General features: G+C 69.1%; 23 protein-coding genes and 1 riboswitch. Of the genes, 11 read left to right on the forward strand and 12 right to left on the reverse strand.

Annotated features, from left to right (window positions below; all coding sequences use genetic code 11):
- Positions 1–4 precede the first annotated feature (4 nt).
- Both K9D25_RS12010 and K9D25_RS12015 read right to left on the reverse strand, forming a co-directional pair.
- A complete protein-coding gene (locus K9D25_RS12010) occupies positions 5–214 on the reverse strand; it encodes a hypothetical protein (protein ID WP_244375426.1) in 210 nt (69 codons plus the stop codon).
- A gap of 93 nt (positions 215–307) precedes the next feature.
- Positions 308–1006, reverse strand: a complete 699-nt coding sequence (locus tag K9D25_RS12015) for a phosphatase PAP2 family protein (RefSeq protein ID WP_432207946.1) — start codon at positions 1004–1006, stop codon at positions 308–310.
- Between the two features lie 378 nt (positions 1007–1384).
- On the opposite strand from K9D25_RS12015, the gene K9D25_RS12020 reads away from it, so the two are divergent.
- From K9D25_RS12020 to K9D25_RS12040, 5 genes are all read left to right on the forward strand, one after another.
- Positions 1385–3706, forward strand: coding sequence for an MHYT domain-containing protein (locus K9D25_RS12020; protein ID WP_244375430.1), 2322 nt, complete (start codon positions 1385–1387; stop codon positions 3704–3706).
- Between the two features lie 57 nt (positions 3707–3763).
- Positions 3764–3883: riboswitch (TPP riboswitch) on the forward strand.
- A gap of 51 nt (positions 3884–3934) precedes the next feature.
- A complete protein-coding gene (gene thiO / locus K9D25_RS12025; protein ID WP_244450858.1) occupies positions 3935–4957 on the forward strand; it encodes a glycine oxidase ThiO in 1023 nt (340 codons plus the stop codon).
- Positions 4935–5132, forward strand: a complete 198-nt coding sequence (gene thiS, locus K9D25_RS12030) for a sulfur carrier protein ThiS (protein WP_244375432.1) — start codon at positions 4935–4937, stop codon at positions 5130–5132. Before thiO ends, thiS begins: the two co-directional genes overlap by 23 nt.
- A 3-nt stretch (positions 5133–5135) precedes the next feature.
- Positions 5136–5954, forward strand: a complete 819-nt coding sequence (locus K9D25_RS12035) for a thiazole synthase (protein WP_432207875.1) — start codon at positions 5136–5138, stop codon at positions 5952–5954.
- Positions 5955–5974: 20 nt separating this feature from the next.
- The gene (locus tag K9D25_RS12040; RefSeq protein WP_244375435.1) at positions 5975–6571 is read left to right on the forward strand and encodes a thiamine phosphate synthase; all 597 of its coding nucleotides are present in this window, start codon (positions 5975–5977) and stop codon (positions 6569–6571) included.
- Positions 6572–7132: 561 nt separating this feature from the next.
- Here the strand turns inward: K9D25_RS12040 and K9D25_RS12045 are convergent.
- The 5 genes from K9D25_RS12045 to K9D25_RS12065 all read right to left on the reverse strand — a co-directional run bounded on the left by K9D25_RS12045 (position 7133) and on the right by K9D25_RS12065 (position 12288).
- Positions 7133–7684 (reverse strand): DUF2087 domain-containing protein, encoded by a 552-nt coding sequence (locus K9D25_RS12045; RefSeq protein ID WP_244375437.1) that lies wholly within the window; start codon positions 7682–7684, stop codon positions 7133–7135.
- A 357-nt stretch (positions 7685–8041) separates the two neighbouring features.
- Positions 8042–9397, reverse strand: a complete 1356-nt coding sequence (locus tag K9D25_RS12050) for an NAD(P)H-dependent oxidoreductase (protein ID WP_244375439.1) — start codon at positions 9395–9397, stop codon at positions 8042–8044.
- A 96-nt stretch (positions 9398–9493) separates the two neighbouring features.
- The gene (locus K9D25_RS12055; protein ID WP_244375441.1) at positions 9494–10594 is read right to left on the reverse strand and encodes a hypothetical protein; all 1101 of its coding nucleotides are present in this window, start codon (positions 10592–10594) and stop codon (positions 9494–9496) included.
- Between the two features lie 122 nt (positions 10595–10716).
- Positions 10717–11289 carry a DUF1134 domain-containing protein gene (locus tag K9D25_RS12060; protein ID WP_244375443.1) on the reverse strand — a complete coding sequence of 191 codons (573 nt, stop codon included), beginning with the start codon at positions 11287–11289 and terminating at the stop codon, positions 10717–10719.
- A gap of 171 nt (positions 11290–11460) precedes the next feature.
- A complete protein-coding gene (locus K9D25_RS12065) occupies positions 11461–12288 on the reverse strand; it encodes a 3'(2'),5'-bisphosphate nucleotidase CysQ family protein (RefSeq protein ID WP_244375445.1) in 828 nt (275 codons plus the stop codon).
- 154 nt (positions 12289–12442) lie between these two features.
- On the opposite strand from K9D25_RS12065, the gene chpT reads away from it, so the two are divergent.
- From chpT to copM, 4 genes are all read left to right on the forward strand, one after another.
- On the forward strand, positions 12443–13093 hold the full coding sequence (chpT, locus tag K9D25_RS12070) for a histidine phosphotransferase ChpT (RefSeq protein WP_244375447.1): 651 nt from the start codon (positions 12443–12445) through the stop codon (positions 13091–13093).
- Between the two features lie 143 nt (positions 13094–13236).
- Positions 13237–14439, forward strand: a complete 1203-nt coding sequence (locus tag K9D25_RS12075; RefSeq protein WP_244375449.1) for a chemotaxis protein CheW — start codon at positions 13237–13239, stop codon at positions 14437–14439.
- A gap of 116 nt (positions 14440–14555) precedes the next feature.
- Positions 14556–14924: a hypothetical protein gene (locus K9D25_RS12080; protein WP_244375451.1), complete on the forward strand. Its 369-nt coding sequence runs from the start codon at positions 14556–14558 to the stop codon at positions 14922–14924.
- A 54-nt stretch (positions 14925–14978) separates the two neighbouring features.
- Positions 14979–15371 (forward strand): CopM family metallochaperone, encoded by a 393-nt coding sequence (copM, locus tag K9D25_RS12085; protein ID WP_244375453.1) that lies wholly within the window; start codon positions 14979–14981, stop codon positions 15369–15371.
- A gap of 206 nt (positions 15372–15577) precedes the next feature.
- On the opposite strand, the gene ctrA is transcribed toward copM, so the two are convergent.
- The gene (ctrA, locus tag K9D25_RS12090) at positions 15578–16279 is read right to left on the reverse strand and encodes a response regulator transcription factor CtrA (protein WP_091435836.1); all 702 of its coding nucleotides are present in this window, start codon (positions 16277–16279) and stop codon (positions 15578–15580) included.
- Between the two features lie 520 nt (positions 16280–16799).
- On the opposite strand from ctrA, the gene K9D25_RS12095 reads away from it, so the two are divergent.
- Positions 16800–17198, forward strand: a complete 399-nt coding sequence (locus K9D25_RS12095) for a flagellar export protein FliJ (RefSeq protein ID WP_244375455.1) — start codon at positions 16800–16802, stop codon at positions 17196–17198.
- Positions 17199–17204: 6 nt separating this feature from the next.
- Here the strand turns inward: K9D25_RS12095 and K9D25_RS12100 are convergent, their stop codons facing one another.
- Positions 17205–17834, reverse strand: a complete 630-nt coding sequence (locus K9D25_RS12100; protein WP_244375457.1) for a GNAT family N-acetyltransferase — start codon at positions 17832–17834, stop codon at positions 17205–17207.
- Positions 17835–17992: 158 nt separating this feature from the next.
- On the opposite strand from K9D25_RS12100, the gene K9D25_RS12105 reads away from it, so the two are divergent.
- On the forward strand, positions 17993–19093 hold the full coding sequence (locus K9D25_RS12105; protein ID WP_244375459.1) for a sulfate/molybdate ABC transporter ATP-binding protein: 1101 nt from the start codon (positions 17993–17995) through the stop codon (positions 19091–19093).
- A 137-nt stretch (positions 19094–19230) separates the two neighbouring features.
- Here K9D25_RS12105 and tmpT read toward each other — a convergent pair whose 3' ends face one another.
- The 3 genes from tmpT to K9D25_RS12120 form a co-directional block, all read right to left on the reverse strand.
- On the reverse strand, positions 19231–19869 hold the full coding sequence (tmpT, locus tag K9D25_RS12110) for a thiopurine S-methyltransferase (RefSeq protein WP_244375461.1): 639 nt from the start codon (positions 19867–19869) through the stop codon (positions 19231–19233).
- A gap of 56 nt (positions 19870–19925) precedes the next feature.
- Positions 19926–20873 carry a cytochrome D1 domain-containing protein gene (locus K9D25_RS12115; protein ID WP_244375463.1) on the reverse strand — a complete coding sequence of 316 codons (948 nt, stop codon included), beginning with the start codon at positions 20871–20873 and terminating at the stop codon, positions 19926–19928.
- A 189-nt stretch (positions 20874–21062) separates the two neighbouring features.
- On the reverse strand, positions 21063–21608 hold the full coding sequence (locus tag K9D25_RS12120) for an SRPBCC family protein (protein WP_244375465.1): 546 nt from the start codon (positions 21606–21608) through the stop codon (positions 21063–21065).
- Positions 21609–21726 lie beyond the last annotated feature (118 nt).

Here is a 21726-nt window from a genome sequence, read left to right on the forward strand (position 1 = left end):
CCGCTCAGTGCTGCGCCAGAATCGCGGCGATCGCCTGCGCAACCGATTTGGTCACGCGCTTACGGTAGCGGCGATGGACGAGCTGGCCATTATGGAAGACATCCTGCTCGACATAGAGATTGGTGCCGTCCCAGCGCAGGATGTTGTCGGATTCGACGGTCTCGATGACGCCGATCCCCGGAATCAGATGACCTTCCGGTGCGGTGGAGCTCATGGGCTTTCTCCTGCGTTTGCTGGCGCGCTCTGCGGCGGCCTGAGGTGATGATAGCCGAGCGCGCGGCGAAAGCCATCGGGTGGTTTGCGGGGATCACGAGGGCGGCGTGCGCGGGCTGGCGTCCTCCGATCCGTTGCCAGTGGGGCTTTCCACCTTTCCGCGCCGTTGCAGCAGCAGGACGGTGATCCAGCACAGAAGCGCCCAAGCGCTTCCGGCGCACCAGCCGGCGAGAACGTCAGTCGGCCAGTGGACGCCGAGATAGATGCGGCTGAAACCCACCAGCAAAGTAAGACCGACCGCGACGGCGAGCGCATAGGCTTTCACCCGTCGCTTGCGCTCGGTGCGGACGATGAGGACGCCCAGCGTGAGAAAGGTGATCGCCGATCCCATGGCGTGGCCGCTCGGGAAACTGAGTGTGCGGACATCGACGAGATGGGCGACGAGGTCCGGCCGGGGGCGCTCGAAGCCGAGTTTCAGCGCATAGCTCAGCAGGCCGCCGCTGGAGGTCGCCAGCAGCACGAAGAGAGCGGCGGCGCGTTTGCCGTCAATTGCGAGGAAGCCGGCCACGATGAGGGTGAGCAGGGTCAGCACCGTTGTGCCGCCCAGCGCCGTCACGTCGCGCATGACGATTTCGAGCCAGGCGGGCCCCAACGGGTCCGCCGGGTCGCCGGGCGCGCGAAAGGCCAGGAGCACCGCCTGGTCGAAGGCGTGGGTTTCACCCTCCACCACTTCGTCGGCGATAAACGCGAAGCCGAGCAAAGCCAGCGCCGCGGCGAGCAAGGCCAGGAGGATCGCCAGTTCAGGCAGGACCAGGCCGGGCAATTGGCGCAGGCGAGGAGGGAGGTAGTGCGCGAGGCGAGAGGAGGGTGGGGACATCGTTCACCGGGACAGACAGGGAGGGGGCCGAACGGGGCCTGGCGGGGATGGAACCGATGAGGGGCCTGCGGTGTTCCCTTGCTGCACATGCAAGGAGGTCGTTCATGTTCAAAGGTGCCGCTCTCTGGATGCTCGGTATTCCCCTGCCGATTATTCTCATTCTCTGGTTCATGGGTTATCTCTGAGGCCGTATGAGGGCCTTCATGTCCTGAGACCTTGACGCCGCCAATGTGAGGTCGAGGATGCGCGATAGGCGCCTTCTTCCGCGCAAAAGGTGAGATACACACGCCGATCATGAGCATCATCGGGAGCCACAATAGCGCACTGGTGGCGCTGTCGATCCTGATCGCCGTCGCGGCGTCCTACACGGCGCTCGATCTCGCCGGCCGCATGACGCGCACGCGGTCCGCCGGGCTGGTTTGGCTCGGTGCCGCTGCGGTTGTGCTCGGCGGGGGCATATGGGCGATGCACTTCATCGCCATGCTCGCGCTCAATGTGGGGATGGAGATTTCCTACGGCGCCGAACTCACGCTCGCCTCGCTTCTGCTGGCGGTGTTCGCCACCGCGCTGGCGCTGTTCGGCGCCAGCCGACCGGGCGTGGGCTTCGAGGGGATACTGCTCAGCGGCATTTTCATGGGGCTGGGCATTGTCGGCATGCATTATACCGGCATGGCGGCGATGCGTATGCCGGGCTCGATGAGCTACGACATGATCCATGTCGGCATGGCCATCGTCCTTGCCATTGCCGCCTCAACCGTCGCCATCTGGCTCGCCTTCCGCCACCATTCGGTGCTTCAGCGTGCCATCGCGGCGCTGGCCCTCGGCTTCGGCATTGCCGGCATGCACTATGTCGCGATGCTGGGTGTCACCTTCACCGGCCATACCGACGCCCATGACGCCGCCGCGACGGCCCAGGCGGCCGTGTCGGGCGGGATCGGTGCGGCCTCGCTTGTCGCCGTGGTGACCGCCGCCACCTTTGCCATCTTCATCGCTTTGTTGCTCGCCGCCGCCTATGACCGGCGCGTCGCGCTGCTCGCCGACCGCGAGGCCGGGGCGTGGCGCGAGAGCGAGGAGCGCTACCGCAATCTCTACCGTCACACGCCGCTGCCGCTGCACTCTCTGGGGCCGGATGGCCGCATCGCGCAGGTCAGTGATCGCTGGCTGAGCCTGCTCGGCTATCCGCGCGAGGAGGTGGTCGGGCGGCCGCTGACCGATTTCATGACGGAAGACTCCGCCCGGCGGCGCAACGAGGAGCACTGGCCGCGCCTGCTGGAAACCGGCGAACTGCGGGAGGCGGAGTACAAGCTCGTCGCCAAGGACGGGCACCTCCTCGACTGCGTGCTGTCCGCCGTGGCCGAACGCGACGCCGACGGGAACCTCACCAACACGCTGTGCGGTCTCGTCGATGTCACCGAGCGGCGCGCCGCGGAGGATGCCCTGCGCCAGGCGCAGAAGCTGGAGGCCGTCGGCCAGCTCACCGGCGGAATCGCCCATGATTTCAACAATCTGCTCGCCGTGGTTCTGGGCAATCTCGAACTCGCGGCCAAGCGCGCGCCGGACGACGCGCGGCTGCGGACCCTGCTGGGCAACGCCATGCAGGCCGCCCAGCGCGGGGCAGCGCTCACCCAGCGCATGCTGGCCTTTGCCCGCCGGCAGGACCTGAAGCCGGAAGCGGTGGATGTGCCGGAACTTGTGCTCGGCATGGCGGAGATGATGCGCCGTTCCATCGGCCCGGCGGTGCGCATCGAGACGCGTTTTCCGCTCGGCCTGCCGCTGGCGCGGGTCGACGCCAACCAGCTTGAACTTGCTCTGTTGAACCTCGCGGTGAATGCCCGCGACGCCATGCCCGATGGAGGGGTGATCACCATCGCCGCGCGGGAGGAAAACGTCGCCGCGCCGGCCGGGGACGATGTGGTCGAGCCGGGGCGGCTGAAGCCGGGGCATTATTTCTGCCTGTCGATCGCCGATACCGGCAGCGGCATGGATGCGGAAACGCTGGCGCGTGCGGCCGAACCCTTTTTCACCACCAAGGGCGTCGGCAAAGGCACAGGGCTCGGTCTCGCCATGGTTCACGGTCTCGCCGCCCAGTCGGATGGGCGGCTTGTGCTCTCCAGTACGCCCGGCAAGGGCACGACCGCCACGATCTATCTGCCGGTCGCCGAGGTGGCGCGGCCGGCTCCCACGGCCGAGGTCGAGGATGAAAGCGGCGTGCCGGATGGCGAGGACGGCGCCCAGCGGGTTCTGGTGGTCGATGACGATCCGCTGGTACTTTCCGCCACCGGCGCCATGCTGGAGGATCTCGGCTGCGTCGTCACCGAGGCTATTTCCGCGCGGGAAGCGTTGGAATTGCTCGATTCCGGGCAGGTGTTCGATGTGGTGCTCACCGATCAGGCCATGCCGGGCATGACCGGGGTGCAGATGGCGGCGGTGATCGAGCAGCGCTGGCCGGAACTGCCCGTGGTTCTCGGAACCGGCTATGCCGAACTGCCGGCCGATGCCAGGGCCGGCCTGCCGCGCCTCGGCAAACCCTTCAGCCGCGAGGCGCTGAAGCGCGCCATTGTCGCGGCGACGCGCAAGGTGCCGAGCAATGTGGTGCCAATGTCGCGGCGGGGCTGAGCACCCGTTGGATTATTGACAAGCGCCGGTGACATTCGCCGGCTGAGTGATTATATCCAGAGCGTCCAGGGGAGCCTCGTCAGGAGGCTGAGAGGCCATCGGCGCGTTCGCGCGGCATGGCGACCCTTTGAACCTGATCCAGTTGACACTGGCGGAGGGAGGGAGTGCATAGTGTCTCCTCACACGAAATCGACTGAAACGACAACGGCTTACCCCATGGCGAACGCCATGCGGGTGAAGGTGGTCGGCGCGGGCGTTGCCGGGCTCACCTGCGCCCATGCCTTTGCGCTGCGCGGCGCGCAGGTGACGGTGGTGGACCGCCGGCCGGGGTCGGGGCAGGGCTGCTCCTGGTATGCCGGCGGCATGCTGGCGCCGTGGTGCGAGCGCGAGAGCGCGGAGCCGCTGATCGTCGATCTCGGTTTGGAATCACAGGCTTACTGGCAGGTGGCGGTGCCGGATGTGCCCAATGAGGGCTCGCTGGTGCTGGCCCAGCCGCGCGATCTCGCGGACCTGCGGAGGTTTTCGCGAAGAACCGAGCATTTCGAATGGGTTGACGGGGCGCGGATCGGCGAATTGGAACCCGATCTTGAGGGGCGTTTCGACCAGGGGCTGTTCTTCCCCACCGAGGCGCATCTTGAGCCGCGCAAGGCACTGGCGGCCCTGACCCGGCGGCTGGTCGACGAGCATCGGGTTACCTTCCGCTTCGAGGCCGATGGGTTCGATGAGGTGGACGATGAGGCCGGCGCGGCCGGCGAGGCCGATCTCGTGGTCGATTGCCGCGGCCTGGCGGCGCGCGACACGCTCGCCGACCTGCGCGGGGTGAAGGGCGAGATGCTGGTGCTCTATTCCACCGAGGTGGCGCTCAGCCGTCCGGTGCGCATGCTGCACCCGCGCATCCCGGTCTATATCGTCCCGCGCGGCGACGGGCATTTCATGATCGGGGCGACCTCGATCGAGAATGACGAGCGCGGCCGGGTGACGGGGCGCTCCATGCTGGAACTGCTCGGCGCGGTCTATGCGCTGCACCCCGCCTTTGGCGAGGCGGAGATCGTCGAGATCGGCGCGGATGTGCGCCCGGCCTTCCCGGACAACCTTCCGCGCCTGCGCAAGCGCGGCAACACGATCTATGTGAACGGCCTTTACCGCCATGGCTTCCTCGCCGCCCCCGCTCTGGCGCGCCGGGCGGCGGAACTGGCGTTTGACGGGACCTATTTCCCGGAGGTGATGGATGAAGATCATCGTCAATGGTGAACCGGCCAGCACCGACGCCGCCACGCTGGCGGACCTTCTGGCCGAACTCGAACTCGCCGACGCCATCGTGGCGACGGCGGTGAATGGCGACATGGTGAGGGCCGCGCGCCGCACGGCGACCCCGATTGCCGATGGCGACCGGGTGGAGATCCTCGCCCCCATGCAGGGTGGATGAACCATGGATGCGATGACAGGCCTGACGACCGGCATCGGCACCGACAAGGTGACCTTCTACGACACGGAAATCTCCTCGCGCCTGCTGCTCGGCACGGCGCAATACCCGTCCCCGGCGATCCTCGCTGAGGCGATCCGCGCCTCGGGGGCGGACATCGTCACCGTCTCGCTGCGACGCGAATCCGGCGCGGCGAAGGCGGGCCAGAGCTTCTGGCAGCTGATCCGCGATCTAGGGGTGAAGGTGCTGCCCAACACCGCCGGCTGCAAGACGGTGAAGGAAGCCGTAACCACCGCCGAGATGGCGCGCGAACTCTTCGGCACGCCCTGGGTGAAGCTGGAGGTGATCGGCGAGGACGACACGCTGCAGCCCGACGTGTTCGGGCTGGTGGAGGCGGCGCGCATCCTCTCCCGCGACGGCTTTCAGGTGTTCCCCTACACCACGGAAGACCTCGTCGTGGCGGAGAAGCTGCTCTCCGCCGGCTGCGAGGTGCTGATGCCCTGGGGCGCGCCGATCGGCTCCGGGCGCGGGCTCAACAACCCCTATGGGCTGCGCTCCATGCGGGCGCATTTCCCCGGCGTGCCGCTGGTGGTGGATGCCGGCGTCGGCGTGCCCTCGCATGCGGCGGCGGCCATGGAACTCGGCTATGACGCGGTGCTGCTGAACACGGCGGTGGCCAAGGCCGGCGATCCCGTGCGCATGGCCCGCGCCTTCGCCGCCGCCATCGCGGCGGGCCGCGAGGCGGTGCTGGCGGACCCCATGGAGGTGCGCGACATGGCGGCGCCTTCCACCCCTGTGATGGGCCGGGCCTTTGTCGGCTCCTGAGAACCAAGCGTGAGTGCGTGATGAAGCTCGATCCGTTCTATCTCATCGTCGACCGCGCCTCCTGGCTGCCCCGCCTGCTGCCGCAGGGGGTGAAGCTGGTGCAATTGCGCGCCAAGGACATGGACGAGGCCGAGCTGCGGCGCGAGATCGCCACCGCGCGCGAGGTGTGCGCGCGCTATGGCGCGCAGCTGATCGTCAATGACTATTGGAAGCTCGCCATCGAGCTCGGCTGCGATTTCGTCCATCTCGGGCAGGAGGACCTCGCCGAGGCCGATGTGCCGGCCATGCGCCGCGCCGGGCTTAAGCTCGGCATCAGCACCCATGACGAGGCGGAGCTGGAAGCCGCGCTGCTGGCGGGGCCGGATTATGTCGCGCTCGGCCCGGTCTACCCCACCATCCTGAAGAAGATGCGCTGGGCGCCGCAGGGGCTGGAGCGGGTGACGCAGTGGAAGAAGCGGATCGGCGACCTGCCGCTGGTCGGCATTGGCGGCCTCACCATCGAGCGCGCGCCGGGCGTGCAGCAGGCAGGCGCGGACAGCCTCGCCGTCGTCACCGACATTCTCTTGAACGCCAATCCGGAAGCGCGCGCGCGCGAATGGGTGCTGGCGACGCGGTAGCGATGGGCTCATCCCACCCTCGCACCCCTCATCCCCGGGCTTGACCCGGGGACCCAGACTTTCCGCACGCGCCGGTGACACAGGCTTGGCGCAGGCCGTCCCGGTCGTCTGGGTGCCCGGGTCACGCCCGGGCATGAGCGAGGTGAGGGGACGCGTGCGCGTCAGCTCTACGTCTCCGAGTGCGGACATTCGTCTTGCCCTCATCCCCGGGCTTGAGGGAGGCAATGGCCCGTCATCCCGGACGACGCAGCGCGTCGATCCGGGATCGTTTTCCGGGGCAGATCGGCGCGCGATCCCGGCTCTCCGCTTCGCTGCGGCCGGGATGACGGCTGGGAGTGATCGCCCCGGAGCCCTCGGTGCCTGGGTCACGCCCGGGCATGAGGGGGGAATGGCCCGTCATCCCGGACGACGCAGCGCGTCGATCCGGGATCATTTTCCGGGGCAGATCGGCGCGCGATCCCGGCTCTCCGCTTCGCTGCGGCCGGGATGACGGCTTGGGGGTGATCGCCCCGGAGCCCTCGGTGCCCGGGTCACGCCCGGGCATGAGGCAGGAGAGCGGCCTTAGCCGGCGGCGCGGCGCTGGCGCAGCAGGGCGGCGAGTTTGGCCATTTCCGGCGGCGGCTCGCGTTCGATGCGGGAGTATTCCCGCCCGTCCGGCGTGCGGCGGAATAGGCCGAATTCCACCATTTCCCGCCGCAGCAGCGCGTAGTCTCCGAACAAGTGTTCGGCGTTGAGCAGCTCGTTCATCCGCCGCTCGGGGAAGGTCTCGCCGCTCGGCAGGCGCGACCACAGCAGCCACAGGCAGAGGATCTGCTGGTTGCGCTTCTTCGGCCAGCGCACCAGCCGGCCCTGCGGATCGAACAGCCGCAGCGCCTTCTCGCAGCGCGTATGGTCCGCCACCGGCGGCGGTTCGGGCGGGGCGGCCGACAGCCGGCCGCGCGCCTGCGCATCCGCCCGCAAATGCTGGAAATTGCGATAACCGGCGCCGCGCGCCAGCAGGTTCAGCAGTTCGACATGGCCGGCCGGGCGGTCGAGCGCGGCAAGGCCCTGATGCAGGGTCCGGGCGAGCGCAGAAATATCCGGCGCCTCATAGGCCAGATGGAGTCGGGGCATGACTTATCCTCGTTGGTGCCCTTTCGCGAGGAAATGTCGGGGTTGCCGTCTTGCGACCGGGCACAAGGACAAGTGCGGGGTGCGAATGTTGAGCAGGTTTAGCTCCCCTCGCGGGGCGGCAACGCCTCGGTGAACTGCAGACCGTGGCGCAGAGATAGGCGAGGCCGGGCGCGATGTCCAGAGGCGCGGCCGCGTCCCTGACCTAGACGCATGCGCCACCCCTCATCCCCGGGCTTGACCCGGGGATCCAGACTTTTCCGTGAGAGCACCGGGGCCGCTGGGTGCCCGGGTCAAGCCCGGGTATGAGGGGGTGGTGGCTCGTCATCCCGGACGGCTGGGAGCCTACGCCTCCGCCGCTCAGGCCGCGCCGGTGAAGCTCCGCTCCATTTCGCGGCGCAGGCGCACCGCCGGGCTGTCCTTCACCTCGACATCGGCCCAGCCGACGATCTCGCCTTCCGCAATGTCGCGGTTGAGCGTGACGTGATGGGCGAGGCCGATGGGCAGGCCGCCCTTCGCCAGCGAGGTGGCGGCGGGGAAGAGCTTGCCCCAGACGGTGAAGCCGCCTTCGCCATCCAGCGTCTCGCCGGCCTTTAGCGGGCGCTTCGCCACCGCCACCACATCGGCATTGAAGGCTTCCGTCACCCCCGTCGGCTCATGGCGCAGCGCCGCCGAGGCGACGCTGACGCCGAGTTCCAGCCCGATGAGGTGATAGGGCCGGTAGAGCGCGGTGGTGCGGCCGGAGGCATCCGTCACCACGCCATATTCCTTGAAGCAGCGCCGGGCATAATCGCCGCGCGGGCTGGGATCGGCGTCGAACACGACATAGACGCCCCAGCGCAGATCGCGGAACACCGGGCGGCCGTCGCGCTCCAGCGAGGAGACGGTTTCCACCGTGCCGGAATGCTCCAGCACCCCGCCCTGTTCGCGCGGGCGGAGAATGGTGGCGAGGTCGTCGACGCCGCAGGGCGGGAACAGCAACCCGTCGGAAGGCGCCTTCAGTCCCGCCGCATTGGCGATGGCGGCCATTTCGATGGAGGATTTGGTGCCGTCGGCGAAGGAGTTGAACATCTGCGCGTTCATGCCTCCCTCCGCCGCCTGTTCGGCGGTGAGGCCGTAGAGGCTCCAGATCGTGTCGGGCGTCGAGCGGTGGAAGCTCGGCAGGTATTTGGTGCCCTTGCCGGCGCAGACGACGTTGAAGCCGCAGGTGCGGGCCCAGTCGACCATCTCGCATACCAGCGCCGGCTGGTCGCCATAGGCCATGGAATAGACCACGCCGGCCTTGCGGGCGCGCTCGGCCAGAAGCGGGCCGACCAGCACGTCGGCCTCCACCGTGACCATGATGACGTGCCGGCCATGCTCGATTGCCAGCAGCGCATGGGCGGCGCCGCCGGCGGGGCTGCCGGTGACTTCCACCACGACATCGAGCCCGTCGGTGGCGATGAGCGCGGCCGCGTCATCGGTCAGCATGGTGCGGCCGGTGCCCAGCGCCTCGGTGAAGGAGGAGGCGACGACGGCGTCCGCGTCCCAGCCGGTCGCCTCCAGCGCGGCGCGGGCGCGCGGCACGGAGAGATCGGCAATGCCGAGCAGATGCAGGCCCGGCGTGGTGCGCAGCTGCGAGAGGAACATGGAGCCGAACTTGCCGGCGCCGATGAGGCCGACACGGACGGGCCGGCCGGCATCGGCGCGGGCCCGGAGCAGGCGGGCGAGATTCATGGCGTTTCCTTGATGCGTTTCGTCCCGGGAGGGCGGCCGGGCTTATGCTGCCCGGTCCGTTTGGTCGCCCGCCGGTTCGGGCCGGCGGGGATGGGATCAGCCGGCGGCGGCGCGGCCCTGCGGGCGGGCCTCTTCCGCGGCCACGGCCTCGATGACGGCGGGAGCGGGCGGGACGGCCGGCGCCTCGGCTTCGGCGCGCTCGGCCTCAGAGCGGTCGGCGGCGGCCTTGAGGTCGAGAATGCGGTCGGCGAGGCTCGGCGGCGCGCCGGGCACGCGCGTGTGCTCGGCGAGCAGCGCCTCGATCTTCGAGCCCGGCCCTTCCAGCCGGGCGGTGAGATGGGCGACCCCGGCGGCGATGTCGCTGATATGCTCCCGCAGCAGTGCCGCGGCTTCCGTGCCGTTTTCCGCCGCGCCATTGGCGGCCGGCGGCACGGCGGCGGCGAGTGCGGTGAGCTGTTCGATCCGCTCCTGCAGCGCCGCGCGTTCGTCCTGCGCGCGGGTGAGAGCCTCCTGCACCTTGGCCAGTTCGTCCTTCATCGCGTGGTTCCGGCGCAGTTCGGTTGCGAGGCTTTCGCCCGTGGTGCGGACCGTCTCGCGCTCGCTCGCCAGATGGGCGTTGGCGGCGACGAGCTGGCGGTCGAGTTCGTGGATGCGGTCTTTCAGCGTGTCGCGCAGCGTGGTCAGCGCCACATGCTCGATCTGCAGCCCTTCCTCACGCGAACGGGTGTCCTCGAAGGCGTCGCGGGTGCGGGCAAGTTCCGCGCGGGTATGGAGCAGCGCGGAGCGGGCTTCTTCCAGCGCGCTGGTGGTCGTCTCCAGCTCGGCCAGCAGATGGTCGCGATGGGTGGAGACGCTGGCATGTTCGGTCTGCAGCGCGTCGAGCTCGGTGGAGAGGCGGTCGATCGTGTCCTGCCGCAGGCGCAGGGCCTCGGCCTGGCGGACGATCTCGCCATATTGCGCGGCGGTGCGAACCTGCTGGCGCTCGACTTCCATCTCCAGCCGGCGGATGCCGACGGCGAAGAGGGCGCGCTGTTCGTCCTTGTCGGCCTGCACCTCGGCGATGGAGACGGGAATCGCGCCCTCGATCCGCTTGCGGGTGAGCCGCACCGCCCGGCGCCACACGGCCGGCAGCGTCAGCAGCGCCAGCAGGGTCGCGGCCAGGAAGCCGATGGCGCAATACATGATCGCTTCGATCATGCGGTGATTTCACCTCACAACGCGGCGGCGGTCGGGAGCGGGACCGCCGGCCAGGGAGCCAACAGGTTACAGATACCAAAACGGCCGGGCTAGCCCGGCCGCACGGCATTCGGTGAGACGGTTCAGAAAGGATTCCACGTCGCCGAGGGGGTGAACTTCAGATAGCCGATATTGGCGCCGAGGCGCACGCCGACGCCGGAGCGGATCGGCACCACGACGATATTGTCGGAGGCCAGCGCCGTCATGCCGAAGCCGGCGACGAAATAGGCCGAGCCGGAAATGCCGCCGAAGCGCCGGTAAATGTCGTTGATGCCGTTGAGGTTGTACACAAGGATCATGGTGCGGGCGCCGTCGCCGCCGAAATCCCAGCCGAGCGAGGGGCCCTGCCAGTAGACCTTCAGGTCGCCGGCATTGCGGGTGTAGAGCGTGCCGTCGCCATAGCGCAGGCCGCCGACAAAGGCGCCGGAGCCCTCCTGGCCGAGAATATAGCCATTGGGCTGGCCCCACTGGCTGACCGCCTTCTCGATCGACAGAGCAAGGCCGCGCGAGACCTCGCCGAAGAAGCCATGGCCCTTCTCCACCAGTTCGTCCGTGGAATAGGTGCCGCCGGCCTGCTGCGCCGCCGCGGGCGGGGCGAGGAAGGGCAGGGCGCAGAGAAGGGCGAAGCAGGCATAAAGGGCGCGCAAGGTCGGCATGGACGGTCTCGCGTTTGATCACGACAGGCAGGGCGCCGCCGGTGACGGGCCCGTTTCAGGACCCGGGCAACCGGCACCGCGTGCCTATCAATAGCATGGAGTGCGACCAGAGAAAGGCATGGCCGGCCCAAAAGGGCGGAAGCGGGGCAGGTGTGGCCCGGCGGCCTTGCCTCACGCCTCGCGGCCGCGGGCGATGAAACCGTGCACCCGATAGTCCGCCTGCGTGCGCGCATAGGGCAGGGCGCTGCCATCGGGCCGGCGCACGCTGCCCCCCGCCGCCCGCACCAGCGCATGGCCGGCGGCGACATCCCATTCGCACACCGTGCCGAAGCGCGGATAGAGATCGGCCCGCCCTTCCGCCACCAGGCCGAATTTCAGCGCCGAGCCGCAGCTGATCGATTCGGCGATGTCGAGATTGGCGAGGAAGGCCGAGGTGTCCGGGTCGAGATGCGAGCGGCTGGCGACGGCGATGAGCCCCTTTTCCGGCATGGGCCGGCAGCGAATCGGCGTCCAGCTCGCGGGAGCGGCGTCGTTGCCGCCGAGAAAGGCGAGCCCGCCTTCCGCCGTGGTGGCGCCGGCATAGAGCTTGTTCACCGCCGGGGCGAGCACGATGCCGATGCTCGGCACACCGGCTTCCACCAGCCCGATATTGACGGTGAACTCGCCGCTGGCACCGATGAATTCGCGCGTGCCGTCGAGCGGATCGACCAGAAGGAAGGTATCGGCCGGCGCTTCGCCCTGGCCCTGCGCCACCGCCTCCTCGGCGATGACGGGCACGCCCGGCAGCAGGCGGGCGAGTTCCTCGCGCAGGATCGCCTCGGCGGCGAGGTCGGCGGCGGTGACGGGGCTTTCGTCGCTCTTGCGCGCACTAGCCAAACCCCCGCTGGCGAGCCCTTCGGCGCGGATGCGCAGAATGACCTCTCCCGCCTTCAGCGCCGCGTCGGCGAGGGCGGAGAGCAGGCTGAGGGCGGGCGGCAGGTGCGGGGGAAGAGAGGACATTGCGCGCGTGTTTCCGGCTGGAACGGGAGAGCGGAGGGGGAGAAACGGTTGGCCTCCATGGGAGCGCGGTGTATCACACCCGGCGATGCCGGCCACACAGGCCGGCGCGATTTCCGGGCGGGCGATCCCGCCATAGCTCTTCGCAAGGGACGCGATGACGACCGCCATCGACCTCGACAAGCTCGACCTCGCCGCTCTTCTGTGCTCGCGCGTCTGCCACGACGTGATCAGTCCGGTCGGCGCCATCGTCAACGGGCTGGAAGTGCTGGAAGACGAGGACGACCCGGCGATGAAGAGCTTCGCGCTCGACCTCATCGCCAAGAGCGCCCGGCAGGCGTCTGCCCGGCTGCAATTCGCCCGCCTCGCCTTCGGCGCCGCCGGCTCGGCCGGGGCGCAGATCGACACCGGCGACGCGGAAAAGGTGGCGCGCGGCTTCCTGGAAGACGACCGCACCAGCCTGACCTGGCAGCTGCCGCGCGTGCTCGCGCCGAAGAACAAGGTGAAGCTGCTGCTCAACCTGCTGGTGGTCGCCACCTCGACCATTCCGCGCGGCGGGCGCATCGGCGTGGAAGAGAACGGCGCGGGCGAGGAGGGCGGTTTCCGCCTCACCACCCAGGGCAGCCATTCGCGCATTCCCCCGCATCTCGTGGCGCTGCTGGCCGGCCACCCGGCCGAGGAGGGCGCGGCGCTCGACGCCCATGCCATCCAGCCGCATTACACCGGCCTGCTGGCGCGGGCGACCGGCTATGGCATCGACCTCGCCCATGAAGGCGACACGGTGACGATTCTGGTGGCGCGCGGCTGAGGCCGCGCCGCCGGTTTATGGCGAAACCGCGACGGCGGGCGGGACAGCTTCCCGAAGGTTCAGACGACATTAACGGTATCGGTGGAAACTGACATTCGCAGGCCGAAAGGTCGGTGTGTCCTGTCCCGTAGTGCCGGTCGCCCATGTTCCCCGTCGATTCCCTGCCTGCCGCCCCGCGCGGCCCCGTTTCCCGCGAAGCCGCCCGCATCGCCGCGAGCCTGCGCGCGCCCGCGCCGCGCCCGGAGGCGACCCGTGCCGCCCCGCGCCCGGCGACGGCGCGCGTCGAGATCATGGCCTTCGCCCTTGGCGGGCTGCGTCTCGCCTTCGCCGCCTCCCAGGTGATGGACACGATGACGGTGAGCGGCGCGCGCTGGGCGCGGCTGCTCGCCATGACCCAGACCGGCACGCTGGCCTCCAGCGGCCTGCCGCTCATCCATCTCGCCGCCCGCATGGGCGTGGCGCCGCTGCGTGCCACCACGGGCACGCTGCTGCTGCTCGGCAGCGGTGGCAAGGTGCGCGCCGCCGTGCTGGTGGAAGGCGAATTGCAGGCGCAGACGGCCCGCGTGGAGAGCCTGCCGCCGGGCTGGCGGCCGCGCTTTGGCAGCGGTGCCGATCTCGTGGACGGCATGGCGCTGCTGGCCGACGGCACGCGGGCGGCCATGGTCGCGCTGCCGCTCGGCGTGGCGATGAAGCGCCCCGCCGCCGCCGCGCCGGAGACCGACACGGCGCATCTTCTGGTGCGCGCCGGGCGGGCGCAGATGGAGGCGGTGCGCATCGCCTCGCTGAAGACGGTGACGGCGCTGGAGAAGGTGCCGGGCATCGCGCTTCTGCCCACGGCCGGCGCCCCGGCCCGGCGCATGCTGCTGGCCTTTGGCGGCGAGGGCGAGGTGGTGATCGTCGACGAGATCGTCGGGCTGGCACCGGAAGGCCGGATCGAGCGCGTGGGCGGTCTGCGCTTTCTCGCCACCGCGCAGGGGCGCTACCGGCTGTTGGAGCCGTCCAGCACCCAGGCGCCGCGCCCGACCCCGTGTCGCGTGCTGGTGACGGCGCCGGCCGGCGCCGCCCGCACCGCGCTGCGCGCGCTCATGCGCTCCCTCGGGCATGAGGTGTCGCTGGCCGAGGATCCGCGCGCGGCGCGGCTGATGGGCGAACGCTTCGATGTGATTCTGTTCGACCTCGACGCCTATGGCGAGGGGTGTGAGGCCGGAATTGCTGCCGGGCCGGGCCGGCGCATCGGGCTCTCGACCTCGCCCGTCGCGACGCCGCCGGGCTTCGAGGCGGTGGTGCCGGCCGGCGACGCGGTGGCGCTGGTGCTGGCGCTGCTGCAAAGCCCGCCGGAGCGCTGACGCCCGATCACGCTTGCGCCATCCGGATGAGCCCGCTCTGTCCTCTCCGGGCGGGGCTTGCTAGCGTGACGGCTCGATGGGCCCCGTTTCTGCGGCCGGCCGTCACCGGAGGGATGATGCGGCTTCGATGGCTCCGCCTGCTGTTGGCGCTTTGTGCGCTGGGCGCCGCCCTGGCGAGCCCGGTCGCGGCGGCGCGGGCGATCGCGGCGCCGGGTCCGGCCGTGTCCGACCCCGTCCTGCCCTGCCACGAGACCGCGTCCGAAGCGGCGCAAGCCGCGGCGCAGGCGTCGCAAACCGTCACCCCCGCACAGAAGCCGGCTGCGTCGCATCTGTGCTGCGTTCTGACCCAGGCCGTTGTGCCGCCGCTCACTTCGCCCGCCCTGCCGGTGCCGGAGGCGGTGTCCGCGCGCCCGGCCGTGCCGGCGGAGACGACGCGGGCGGGCCTTGCCCCGCGGATCCCGGTGCCGCCGCCGCGCGTTCTCTGATCGGTTTCGCGCGGCCGGAACGGCCGCTTTCCCACCATCAGAGGATTTCTTCACATGAACCGTACCCTGTGCGCGGCGCTGCTCGCCGCCGGCCTCGTCCTGCCCGCACCCCTGCTGGCGCAGCAGGCGACCACCCCCATGCCCGGCATGGATCACAGCCAGATGGACCACAGCACGCATATGAGCGCCGCGGCCCCTTCGACCCAGGCCTTCGAGGCGGCCAATGCCCGCATGCATGAGGGGATGGCCATTCCCTTCACCGGCAATGCCGATATCGACTTCGCCCGCGGCATGATCCCCCATCACCAGGGGGCGATCGACATGGCGCGGATCGAGCTGGAACACGGCAAGGACCCGGAACTGCGGGCGCTGGCGGAAGAGATCATCAAGGCGCAGGAGGGCGAGATCGCCTTCCTCAAGGCCTGGCTGGCGAAGAACGCGAAGTAGCCGGGCAGGCAAAGCAGGCGAGGGCGCCTGAACGAGACGTCATCCCGGACGGCCGGAACGGCCGATCCGGGATCGCGCGCCACCTCATCGCGATCCCGGCTCTCGCTACGCTCGGACGGGATGACGCAGGCGACGGCCCAGCCCCAAAACAAAAACCCCGCCTTGCGGCGGGGCTTTCAGTCGGGGAGGATCGGAGAAGCGGGCGGTCAGGCGGACAGGCGGTCCGACTCATTGCCGGCGTCGCGCAGCACATAGCCGCGGCCCCAGACCGTCTCGATGAAATTGTGTCCCTGCGAGGCATTGGCCAGCTTCTTGCGCAGCTTGCAGATGAACACGTCGATGATCTTCAGCTCCGGCTCGTCCATGCCGCCATAGAGATGGTTGAGGAACATCTCCTTGGTCAGGGTCGTGCCCTTGCGCAGGGAGAGGAGCTCCAGCATCTGGTACTCCTTGCCCGTCAGATGCACGCGGTTGCCGGCGACCTCGACCGTCTTGGTGTCGAGATTGACCACGAGGTCGCCCGTGGTGATGACCGACTGCGCATGCCCCTTGGAGCGGCGCACAATGGCGTGGATGCGGGCGACCAGCTCGTCCTTGTGGAACGGCTTGGTGAGATAATCGTCGGCGCCGAAGCCGAGGCCCTTCACCTTGTCCTCGATGCCGGCGAGGCCGGAGAGGATGAGGATCGGCGTCTTCACCTTGGCGACGCGCAGCCCCTTGAGGACATCATAGCCCGACATGTCGGGCAGGTTGAGGTCCAGGAGGATGATGTCGTAATCGTAGAGTTTGCCGAGATCGACGCCCTCTTCACCTAGATCGGTCGTGTAGACGTTGAAGTTCTCGGACTTGAGCATCAACTCGATGCTCTGCGCGGTCGCGCGGTCGTCCTCGATGAGCAAGACGCGCATGCCAATCCCCTTCCCTCGCCATGGCCCCGGGGGGGTCAGCGCTCAACACGACTCTTTCAAGCCGAGCGTGACCCCACCCCGCGCCCGGCCGACACACACCGATTCGTTACTCGTGAGACAAGGGGTAACAAAAACCGATTCCCGAGCACAAGCGGCGATCCGAATTATCTTCGAGTCTTCCGCCAAGAGTTTGTTCGAAAATTGGAATTCCAGATCCCAGCCCTTAGAGTCGAATCTTAACAAGCATGCCTAAGTGAGTCTCTCGACTCCGCTTTCGCGAAAGCCTGACCCCACCGGACGACATCGCGATCATTAATGAGCCCGGTAAACAAATCGTTTCGATCCGACGGCTCTGAGGTGCTTTCCCCCAGCCGGGCACCCTTTTCCGACGAAAGAGTAAGGAAGCGGCAATATCTGTTGTCGAAAATGGCTTTGCCGCAGCGTGATGGCGGTACGTGACGGCCGCCTTGTCGCGCCCATCAGGGATGCGGGCGGACGACGGAACGGAGTTATGCCGACCATGAAGTCGCTGGACACCCTTATTCGCCTCAAGCGCTTCCAGGCGGAGGAAAAGCGCCGCCATCTCGCCCAGATCGAGACCATGATCGCGGACTTCGACCGCATGGCGCGCGACCTGGAACGCGAGATCGAGGCCGAAGAACAGCGCTCGGGCATCACCGACACCCAGCATTTCGCCTATTCCACCTATGCCCGCGCCGCCGCCACCCGCCGCGACAATATGCGCCGCTCCGCCGACGAGCTGAAGGGCCAGCTCAGCGAGGCGCGGCTGGCGCTGGACGATGCGCTGGACGAGCTCAAGAAGATCGAGGCGCTGGGCGAGCGCGAGCGGATCGAGGCGCCGGTGGAAATGACCCCGCGCAACATCGCCGGCCGCGCCCGCGCCGTGCTCGGCGCCTGAACCCTCTCAGCCGGCCGGGCGAATGACCGGCACATGCGGCGCCGCCTCGCGTGCCAACAGGCCGGCGAGGCGGGGATCGTCGACGATCTCCACCGCGCTCGCATAGGGCCGGAACCCGGCCTTGAGGTAGAAAAGCAGCGCGCCCTGCTTGTCATGGGTGCAGGTGTGGACATGCACCCGCCGGGGCTGGCGTTCCCAGGCGCGCGCCAGCGCCCGGTTGATCATGAAGCGCCCGGCGCCGCTGCCGACCATGTCGGGCACCAGCCCGACAAAAGCGAGTTCGATCTCGCCCGGTTCGCGGCCGTCCAGCTCGATATAGCCGGCCTCCACCCCGTCCTTGCGCAGCAGCAGCACCTCCACCTCGGGGTGCTGGATGATGGCGGCCAGTTCGGCGTCGCTCATGCGCAGCCGCGAGAACCACATCCAGTCCTCGCCGACCCGGCGGAACAGGGCGCGGTACCAGCCGGGATCGGGGCAGGGCACGCGCTCCAGCGTCAGCCCCTCGCTCGCCCGCTCCGGCAGCGGCGGCGGCGGGGCGGTCATCTCCAGCATGGTGACGATCGCCGCGACCTTGCCGGGAGGCAGGGGCGTGTAGCCATCGAGATTGAGAAGGAGCGGGGCGTCGGTGGCGGTCATGGCGGGAACTTCCGGTAAGGTCGCCCCTTCTAGCCTCATCCGCGCACCTTCCGCCATGGGGCGGATGCCGGGGCGCGGTGCGTTGCGGGGTTCACAGCGGCGAATTTTCGGATATCTTGCGGATAATTCCATTTAGTACATCTAATGAGAGTGAATTCATGACGGTCGCCGTCACCATCGACCAGGTCGGCAAGAGCTTCGGCAGCGGCGCGCCGGCGCTTTCCAACGTGTCGCTGGATGTGAAGCCCAGCGAGCTGGTGGCGCTGCTCGGGCCTTCCGGTTCGGGCAAGACCACGCTGCTGCGCATCGTCGCCGGGCTGGAACAGCCGAGCCATGGGCGGGTGCTGTTCAATGGCGAGGACGCGCTTTCCGTGCCGGTGCGCCGGCGCGGCATCGGCTTCGTGTTCCAGAATTACGCCCTGTTCCGCCACATGACGGTGGCGGAGAATGTCGCCTTCGGCCTGCGCTCGCGCCCGCGCGCCGAGCGGCCCTCGGAGGCCGAGATCCGCTCGCGCGTCGCCGATCTTCTGGCGCTGGTGCAGCTGGAAGCCTTTGGCGGACGCTTCCCGGCGCAGCTTTCCGGCGGCCAGCGCCAGCGCGTGGCGCTCGCCCGCGCGCTCGCCATCGAGCCCAAGGTGCTGCTGCTGGACGAGCCGTTCGGCGCGCTCGACGCGCTGGTGCGCAAGGAACTGCGCCGCTGGCTGCGCGAACTGCACGACCGCACCGGCCACACGACTCTGTTCGTCACCCACGACCAGGAGGAGGCGCTGGAACTCGCCGACCGCGTGGTGGTGATGGGCAAGGGCAAGATCGAGCAGGTCGGCACGCCGGACGATGTCTATGACCGGCCGGAGACCGCTGCCGTGTTCGGCTTCATGGGCGAGTCGAGCCGGATCGAGGTCGAGGTGAAGGGCGGCGTCGCGCTGGCTGGCGCCACCGCCATCGCTGCGGCGACGCAAGGCGTGCCGGACGGGCCGGGCCTGCTCTATGTGCGCCCGCACGATGTGACGCTGGGCCTGCCGGGCACGGAGGGGCTGAAGGGGCAGGTGCGCGCCTTCCGCCGTCACGGCGCCATTCGCCGGGTGGAGATCGCGGTCGGCAATGCGGTGCTGGAAGCCGACATCGCCCCCACGGTGCGGGTGCCGATCGGCGAGAAGGTGGCGGTGCGGCTCGACCGCGCCCGCCTGTTCGCCTCCGGCGGGCCGGGCGTCGACACCAAGGCCCCGCCGGCGCAGCAGCCGGGCGACTACGCGATCTGAGGGGGCGGGCGGGCGCCCTCATCCCCGGGCTTGGCCCGGGGTCCCGGCTTGCGCCGGACGCGCGGCCCGATGCCGGGGGCGACCTCCCAAGCCTCTGGCTGCCCGGGTCACGCCCGGGCCAGAGGGGGAGCGGGCGGTCAGCGTCGCTCCAGCTTCCACGCTTCCTCGGCCACCGGCTCCTTGCCGCGCAGCCCGCCCTTGAGCGGGTGCTTTTCCAAAAGGGTCACGTGATAGGCCGCGCCATAGTGCCGGCGCACCTCGTGCTCGTTGACGGAGAAGGGCGGCCCGACGGTGAGCAGCGGATCGTAGTCGAAGGTGATCAGCAATTGCCGGGCGCTGTGGGTGAGATGCACGAGATGGCCGGCATAGCGCGCCCGCATCGCCTCCGGCAGGGCGACCAGCGCGGCGCGGTCATAGACGGCATCGACCGGGCCGAGCACGTCGCGGGTGAGGTCGAAGATGTCGCCGACATAGATCGTGATGCCTTCCGCCGCGAAGCGCTCCAGCGGGCCGATCTCGGTGATCTCAGGCGTCACGCCGAGTTCGCTGAACAGCTGTTCGACGGCGAGGCGGCTCAGCTCCGCCCCGGCGACCTCATAGCCATGGCCGAGCAGCCAGTTCATGTCGCGGCTCTTGCCGCAGAGCGGCACGAACACCCGCGCGCCGGGGGCGAGGCCGAGCGCATGGAAATGCCGGACCAGCAGCGGATGGGCTTCGCTCTCGTGGAAGGCGATCTCGTTCGCCTCCCACTTCTTGTGCCAGAAATCGGGGTCCATGGCGGTGCCTTTCCTGGGTGCCGGGCCGGCATCCTAGACCCGGCCGGGCGGGAGGCTCAATCGCCTGTCCGGCGGATGAAGGCGCCGAAGGCGCGCGGGCCGTCGGCGACGGGGATCGTCTCCACCACCTTCAGCGTGGCGGCGTCGATGATCTCCAGCGTGTTCGCCTCCCAGCAGGCGACATAGACGAAGGCGCCGTCACGGCTGGCGGCGATGCCTTCGGGATAGTCGCCGACGGGAATGGTGGCGAGCGTCTTCAGCGTGTCGGTATCGAACACGGTGACGGTCGAATCATACTGATCGGTGACGAAGGCTCGGCCTTTCGCCAGCGCCACCGCATAGGGCCGCGCGCCGACCTTCACGCGCGCCACCACCTGGCGGGAGGCGAGGTCGATCACGCTCACATCGTTGGAGGCGACATTGGCGGTGTAGGCGCGCGCGCCCGCCGCATCGATGGTGACGCCGAACGGACGGGCGCCGACGGGAATCGAGGCGAAGCGGGTGAGGGTTTTGGTGTCGATCACGCTCACCGCATCGGAATCGCGGTCGGCGGAGAGCAGCAGCGCGCCGTCCGGCGTCACCGCGAGGCCGGAGGGCGACTGGCCGACCGCGACCTCGCCGGTGACCGCGCCGCTCGCCGCATCCACCGCCTTGATTCGGTGCAGATACCAGTCGGCGACATAGGCCGGGCTGCCGGAGGGATGAACGGCGACGCCGAGCGGCCCGCCGCCCAGCTCCACCCGGTGGATGACGGTGCGGCTGGCGGCGTCGAGGATGGTCAGCGCCTTGCCATCCGGCGACGTGACGAAGGCGCGCGCGCCGTCGGCGCTCACCGCGATGCCGGCCGGCTTGCCTGGGATGGGCAGGGTGGCGACCACCTTGCGGGTGGCGAGATCGACGACGGAAAGGGTTTCCGCCGGCTGCGAGGTGATGAAGGCCTCGTCCGCGCGGGCGGGCGGGGCCGCGAGGAGGGTGAGGAGGGCCAGTGCACCGATGAACGTCATCCCGGACGACCGAAGGTCGAGCCGGGATCGCACGGAGGCGGCGCGCGATCCCGGCGCGCGCGGTTGCGCGGCCGGGATGACGCCGTGAGAGCGAGACGGCTCGTCTGGCCGCCCACGCCCCTCACCCCAACCCTCTCCCCGACGGGGAGAGGGGGCCGGGCGCCGCGAGATTGGGGGCGCCGTCACGGCTCAGCTGCCGCCCTCGATCTGCTTCTTCAGACTTTCCAGACCCGCCTTGTAGAGGCCCGTCACCGCGTTGACGGCGGCTTCGTCGTTCAGCTCCGGCGGCGGGTCGTTATTGGGGTAGCCGCGATAGAAGGCGCCGCGCCACTCGACCTCGGACTTCTTGCCATCATCGGCCGGGGTGACGATCAACCAGGAGGAGTAATTGGTAACCGGCAGCACCGCCACGTCGACCTTGTCGATGCGGTACATGAGGGTCATCTTTTCCGGCTCGAACTTGGCGACCTCTTCCTCGACGGTGGCGCCGTTCTTCAGGGTCAGGGTGCGCTTGGCGCCGGGGGCGTTGCCGCCCGTGCCTTCGGTCTTGGCGACCACCGGAATCCAGCCGCCATCCTGGAAGTTGGAGACCACGGCCCACACCTTCTCCGGCGGGGCGTTGATCTCGATCTTCTCGGAGATTTTCTGGCGGGTCGGGCCGTGCGCGGCGGCGGGCGGCAGGGTGGCGAGCAGAGAGGTGGCGGCCAGCGCCGCGGCAAAGAGTTGAAGCTTCATCGTTTCCATCCCGGAGCAGGGTTCCTTCCGGGCTTTTGCGCCCGTTGATGCCCAGTCTAGGGAGGGATTCGCCGTTCGTGAACTCTTTTGCGCGTGGAAAATTTCCCGGGTCGAATTC

Source organism: Ancylobacter polymorphus (assembly GCF_022836935.1).
Taxonomy (GTDB): domain Bacteria; phylum Pseudomonadota; class Alphaproteobacteria; order Rhizobiales; family Xanthobacteraceae; genus Ancylobacter; species Ancylobacter polymorphus_A.

Bases quoted from the DNA above. Each gene is read 5' to 3' on its own strand.
- K9D25_RS12020 (WP_244375430.1), top strand. From the start codon at position 1,385: ATGAGCATCATCGGGAGCCACAATAGCGCACTGGTGGCGCTGTCGATC.
- K9D25_RS12095 (WP_244375455.1), top strand. From the start codon at position 16,800: ATGAAGTCGCTGGACACCCTTATTCGCCTCAAGCGCTTCCAGGCGGAG.
- chpT (WP_244375447.1), top strand. From the start codon at position 12,443: ATGACGACCGCCATCGACCTCGACAAGCTCGACCTCGCCGCTCTTCTG.
- K9D25_RS12115 (WP_244375463.1), bottom strand. From the start codon at position 20,873: ATGACGTTCATCGGTGCACTGGCCCTCCTCACCCTCCTCGCGGCCCCG.
- K9D25_RS12075 (WP_244375449.1), top strand. From the start codon at position 13,237: ATGTTCCCCGTCGATTCCCTGCCTGCCGCCCCGCGCGGCCCCGTTTCC.
- K9D25_RS12105 (WP_244375459.1), top strand. From the start codon at position 17,993: ATGACGGTCGCCGTCACCATCGACCAGGTCGGCAAGAGCTTCGGCAGC.
- K9D25_RS12010 (WP_244375426.1), bottom strand. From the start codon at position 214: ATGAGCTCCACCGCACCGGAAGGTCATCTGATTCCGGGGATCGGCGTC.
- tmpT (WP_244375461.1), bottom strand. From the start codon at position 19,869: ATGGACCCCGATTTCTGGCACAAGAAGTGGGAGGCGAACGAGATCGCC.
- K9D25_RS12045 (WP_244375437.1), bottom strand. From the start codon at position 7,684: ATGCCCCGACTCCATCTGGCCTATGAGGCGCCGGATATTTCTGCGCTC.
- K9D25_RS12055 (WP_244375441.1), bottom strand. From the start codon at position 10,594: ATGATCGAAGCGATCATGTATTGCGCCATCGGCTTCCTGGCCGCGACC.
- K9D25_RS12040 (WP_244375435.1), top strand. From the start codon at position 5,975: ATGAAGCTCGATCCGTTCTATCTCATCGTCGACCGCGCCTCCTGGCTG.
- K9D25_RS12080 (WP_244375451.1), top strand. From the start codon at position 14,556: ATGCGGCTTCGATGGCTCCGCCTGCTGTTGGCGCTTTGTGCGCTGGGC.
- ctrA (WP_091435836.1), bottom strand. From the start codon at position 16,279: ATGCGCGTCTTGCTCATCGAGGACGACCGCGCGACCGCGCAGAGCATC.
- K9D25_RS12035 (WP_432207875.1), top strand. From the start codon at position 5,136: ATGGATGCGATGACAGGCCTGACGACCGGCATCGGCACCGACAAGGTG.
- K9D25_RS12120 (WP_244375465.1), bottom strand. From the start codon at position 21,608: ATGAAGCTTCAACTCTTTGCCGCGGCGCTGGCCGCCACCTCTCTGCTC.
- K9D25_RS12050 (WP_244375439.1), bottom strand. From the start codon at position 9,397: ATGAATCTCGCCCGCCTGCTCCGGGCCCGCGCCGATGCCGGCCGGCCC.
- K9D25_RS12065 (WP_244375445.1), bottom strand. From the start codon at position 12,288: ATGTCCTCTCTTCCCCCGCACCTGCCGCCCGCCCTCAGCCTGCTCTCC.
- thiS (WP_244375432.1), top strand. From the start codon at position 4,935: ATGAAGATCATCGTCAATGGTGAACCGGCCAGCACCGACGCCGCCACG.
- copM (WP_244375453.1), top strand. From the start codon at position 14,979: ATGAACCGTACCCTGTGCGCGGCGCTGCTCGCCGCCGGCCTCGTCCTG.
- K9D25_RS12060 (WP_244375443.1), bottom strand. From the start codon at position 11,289: ATGCCGACCTTGCGCGCCCTTTATGCCTGCTTCGCCCTTCTCTGCGCC.
- thiO (WP_244450858.1), top strand. From the start codon at position 3,935: ATGCGGGTGAAGGTGGTCGGCGCGGGCGTTGCCGGGCTCACCTGCGCC.
- K9D25_RS12100 (WP_244375457.1), bottom strand. From the start codon at position 17,834: ATGACCGCCACCGACGCCCCGCTCCTTCTCAATCTCGATGGCTACACG.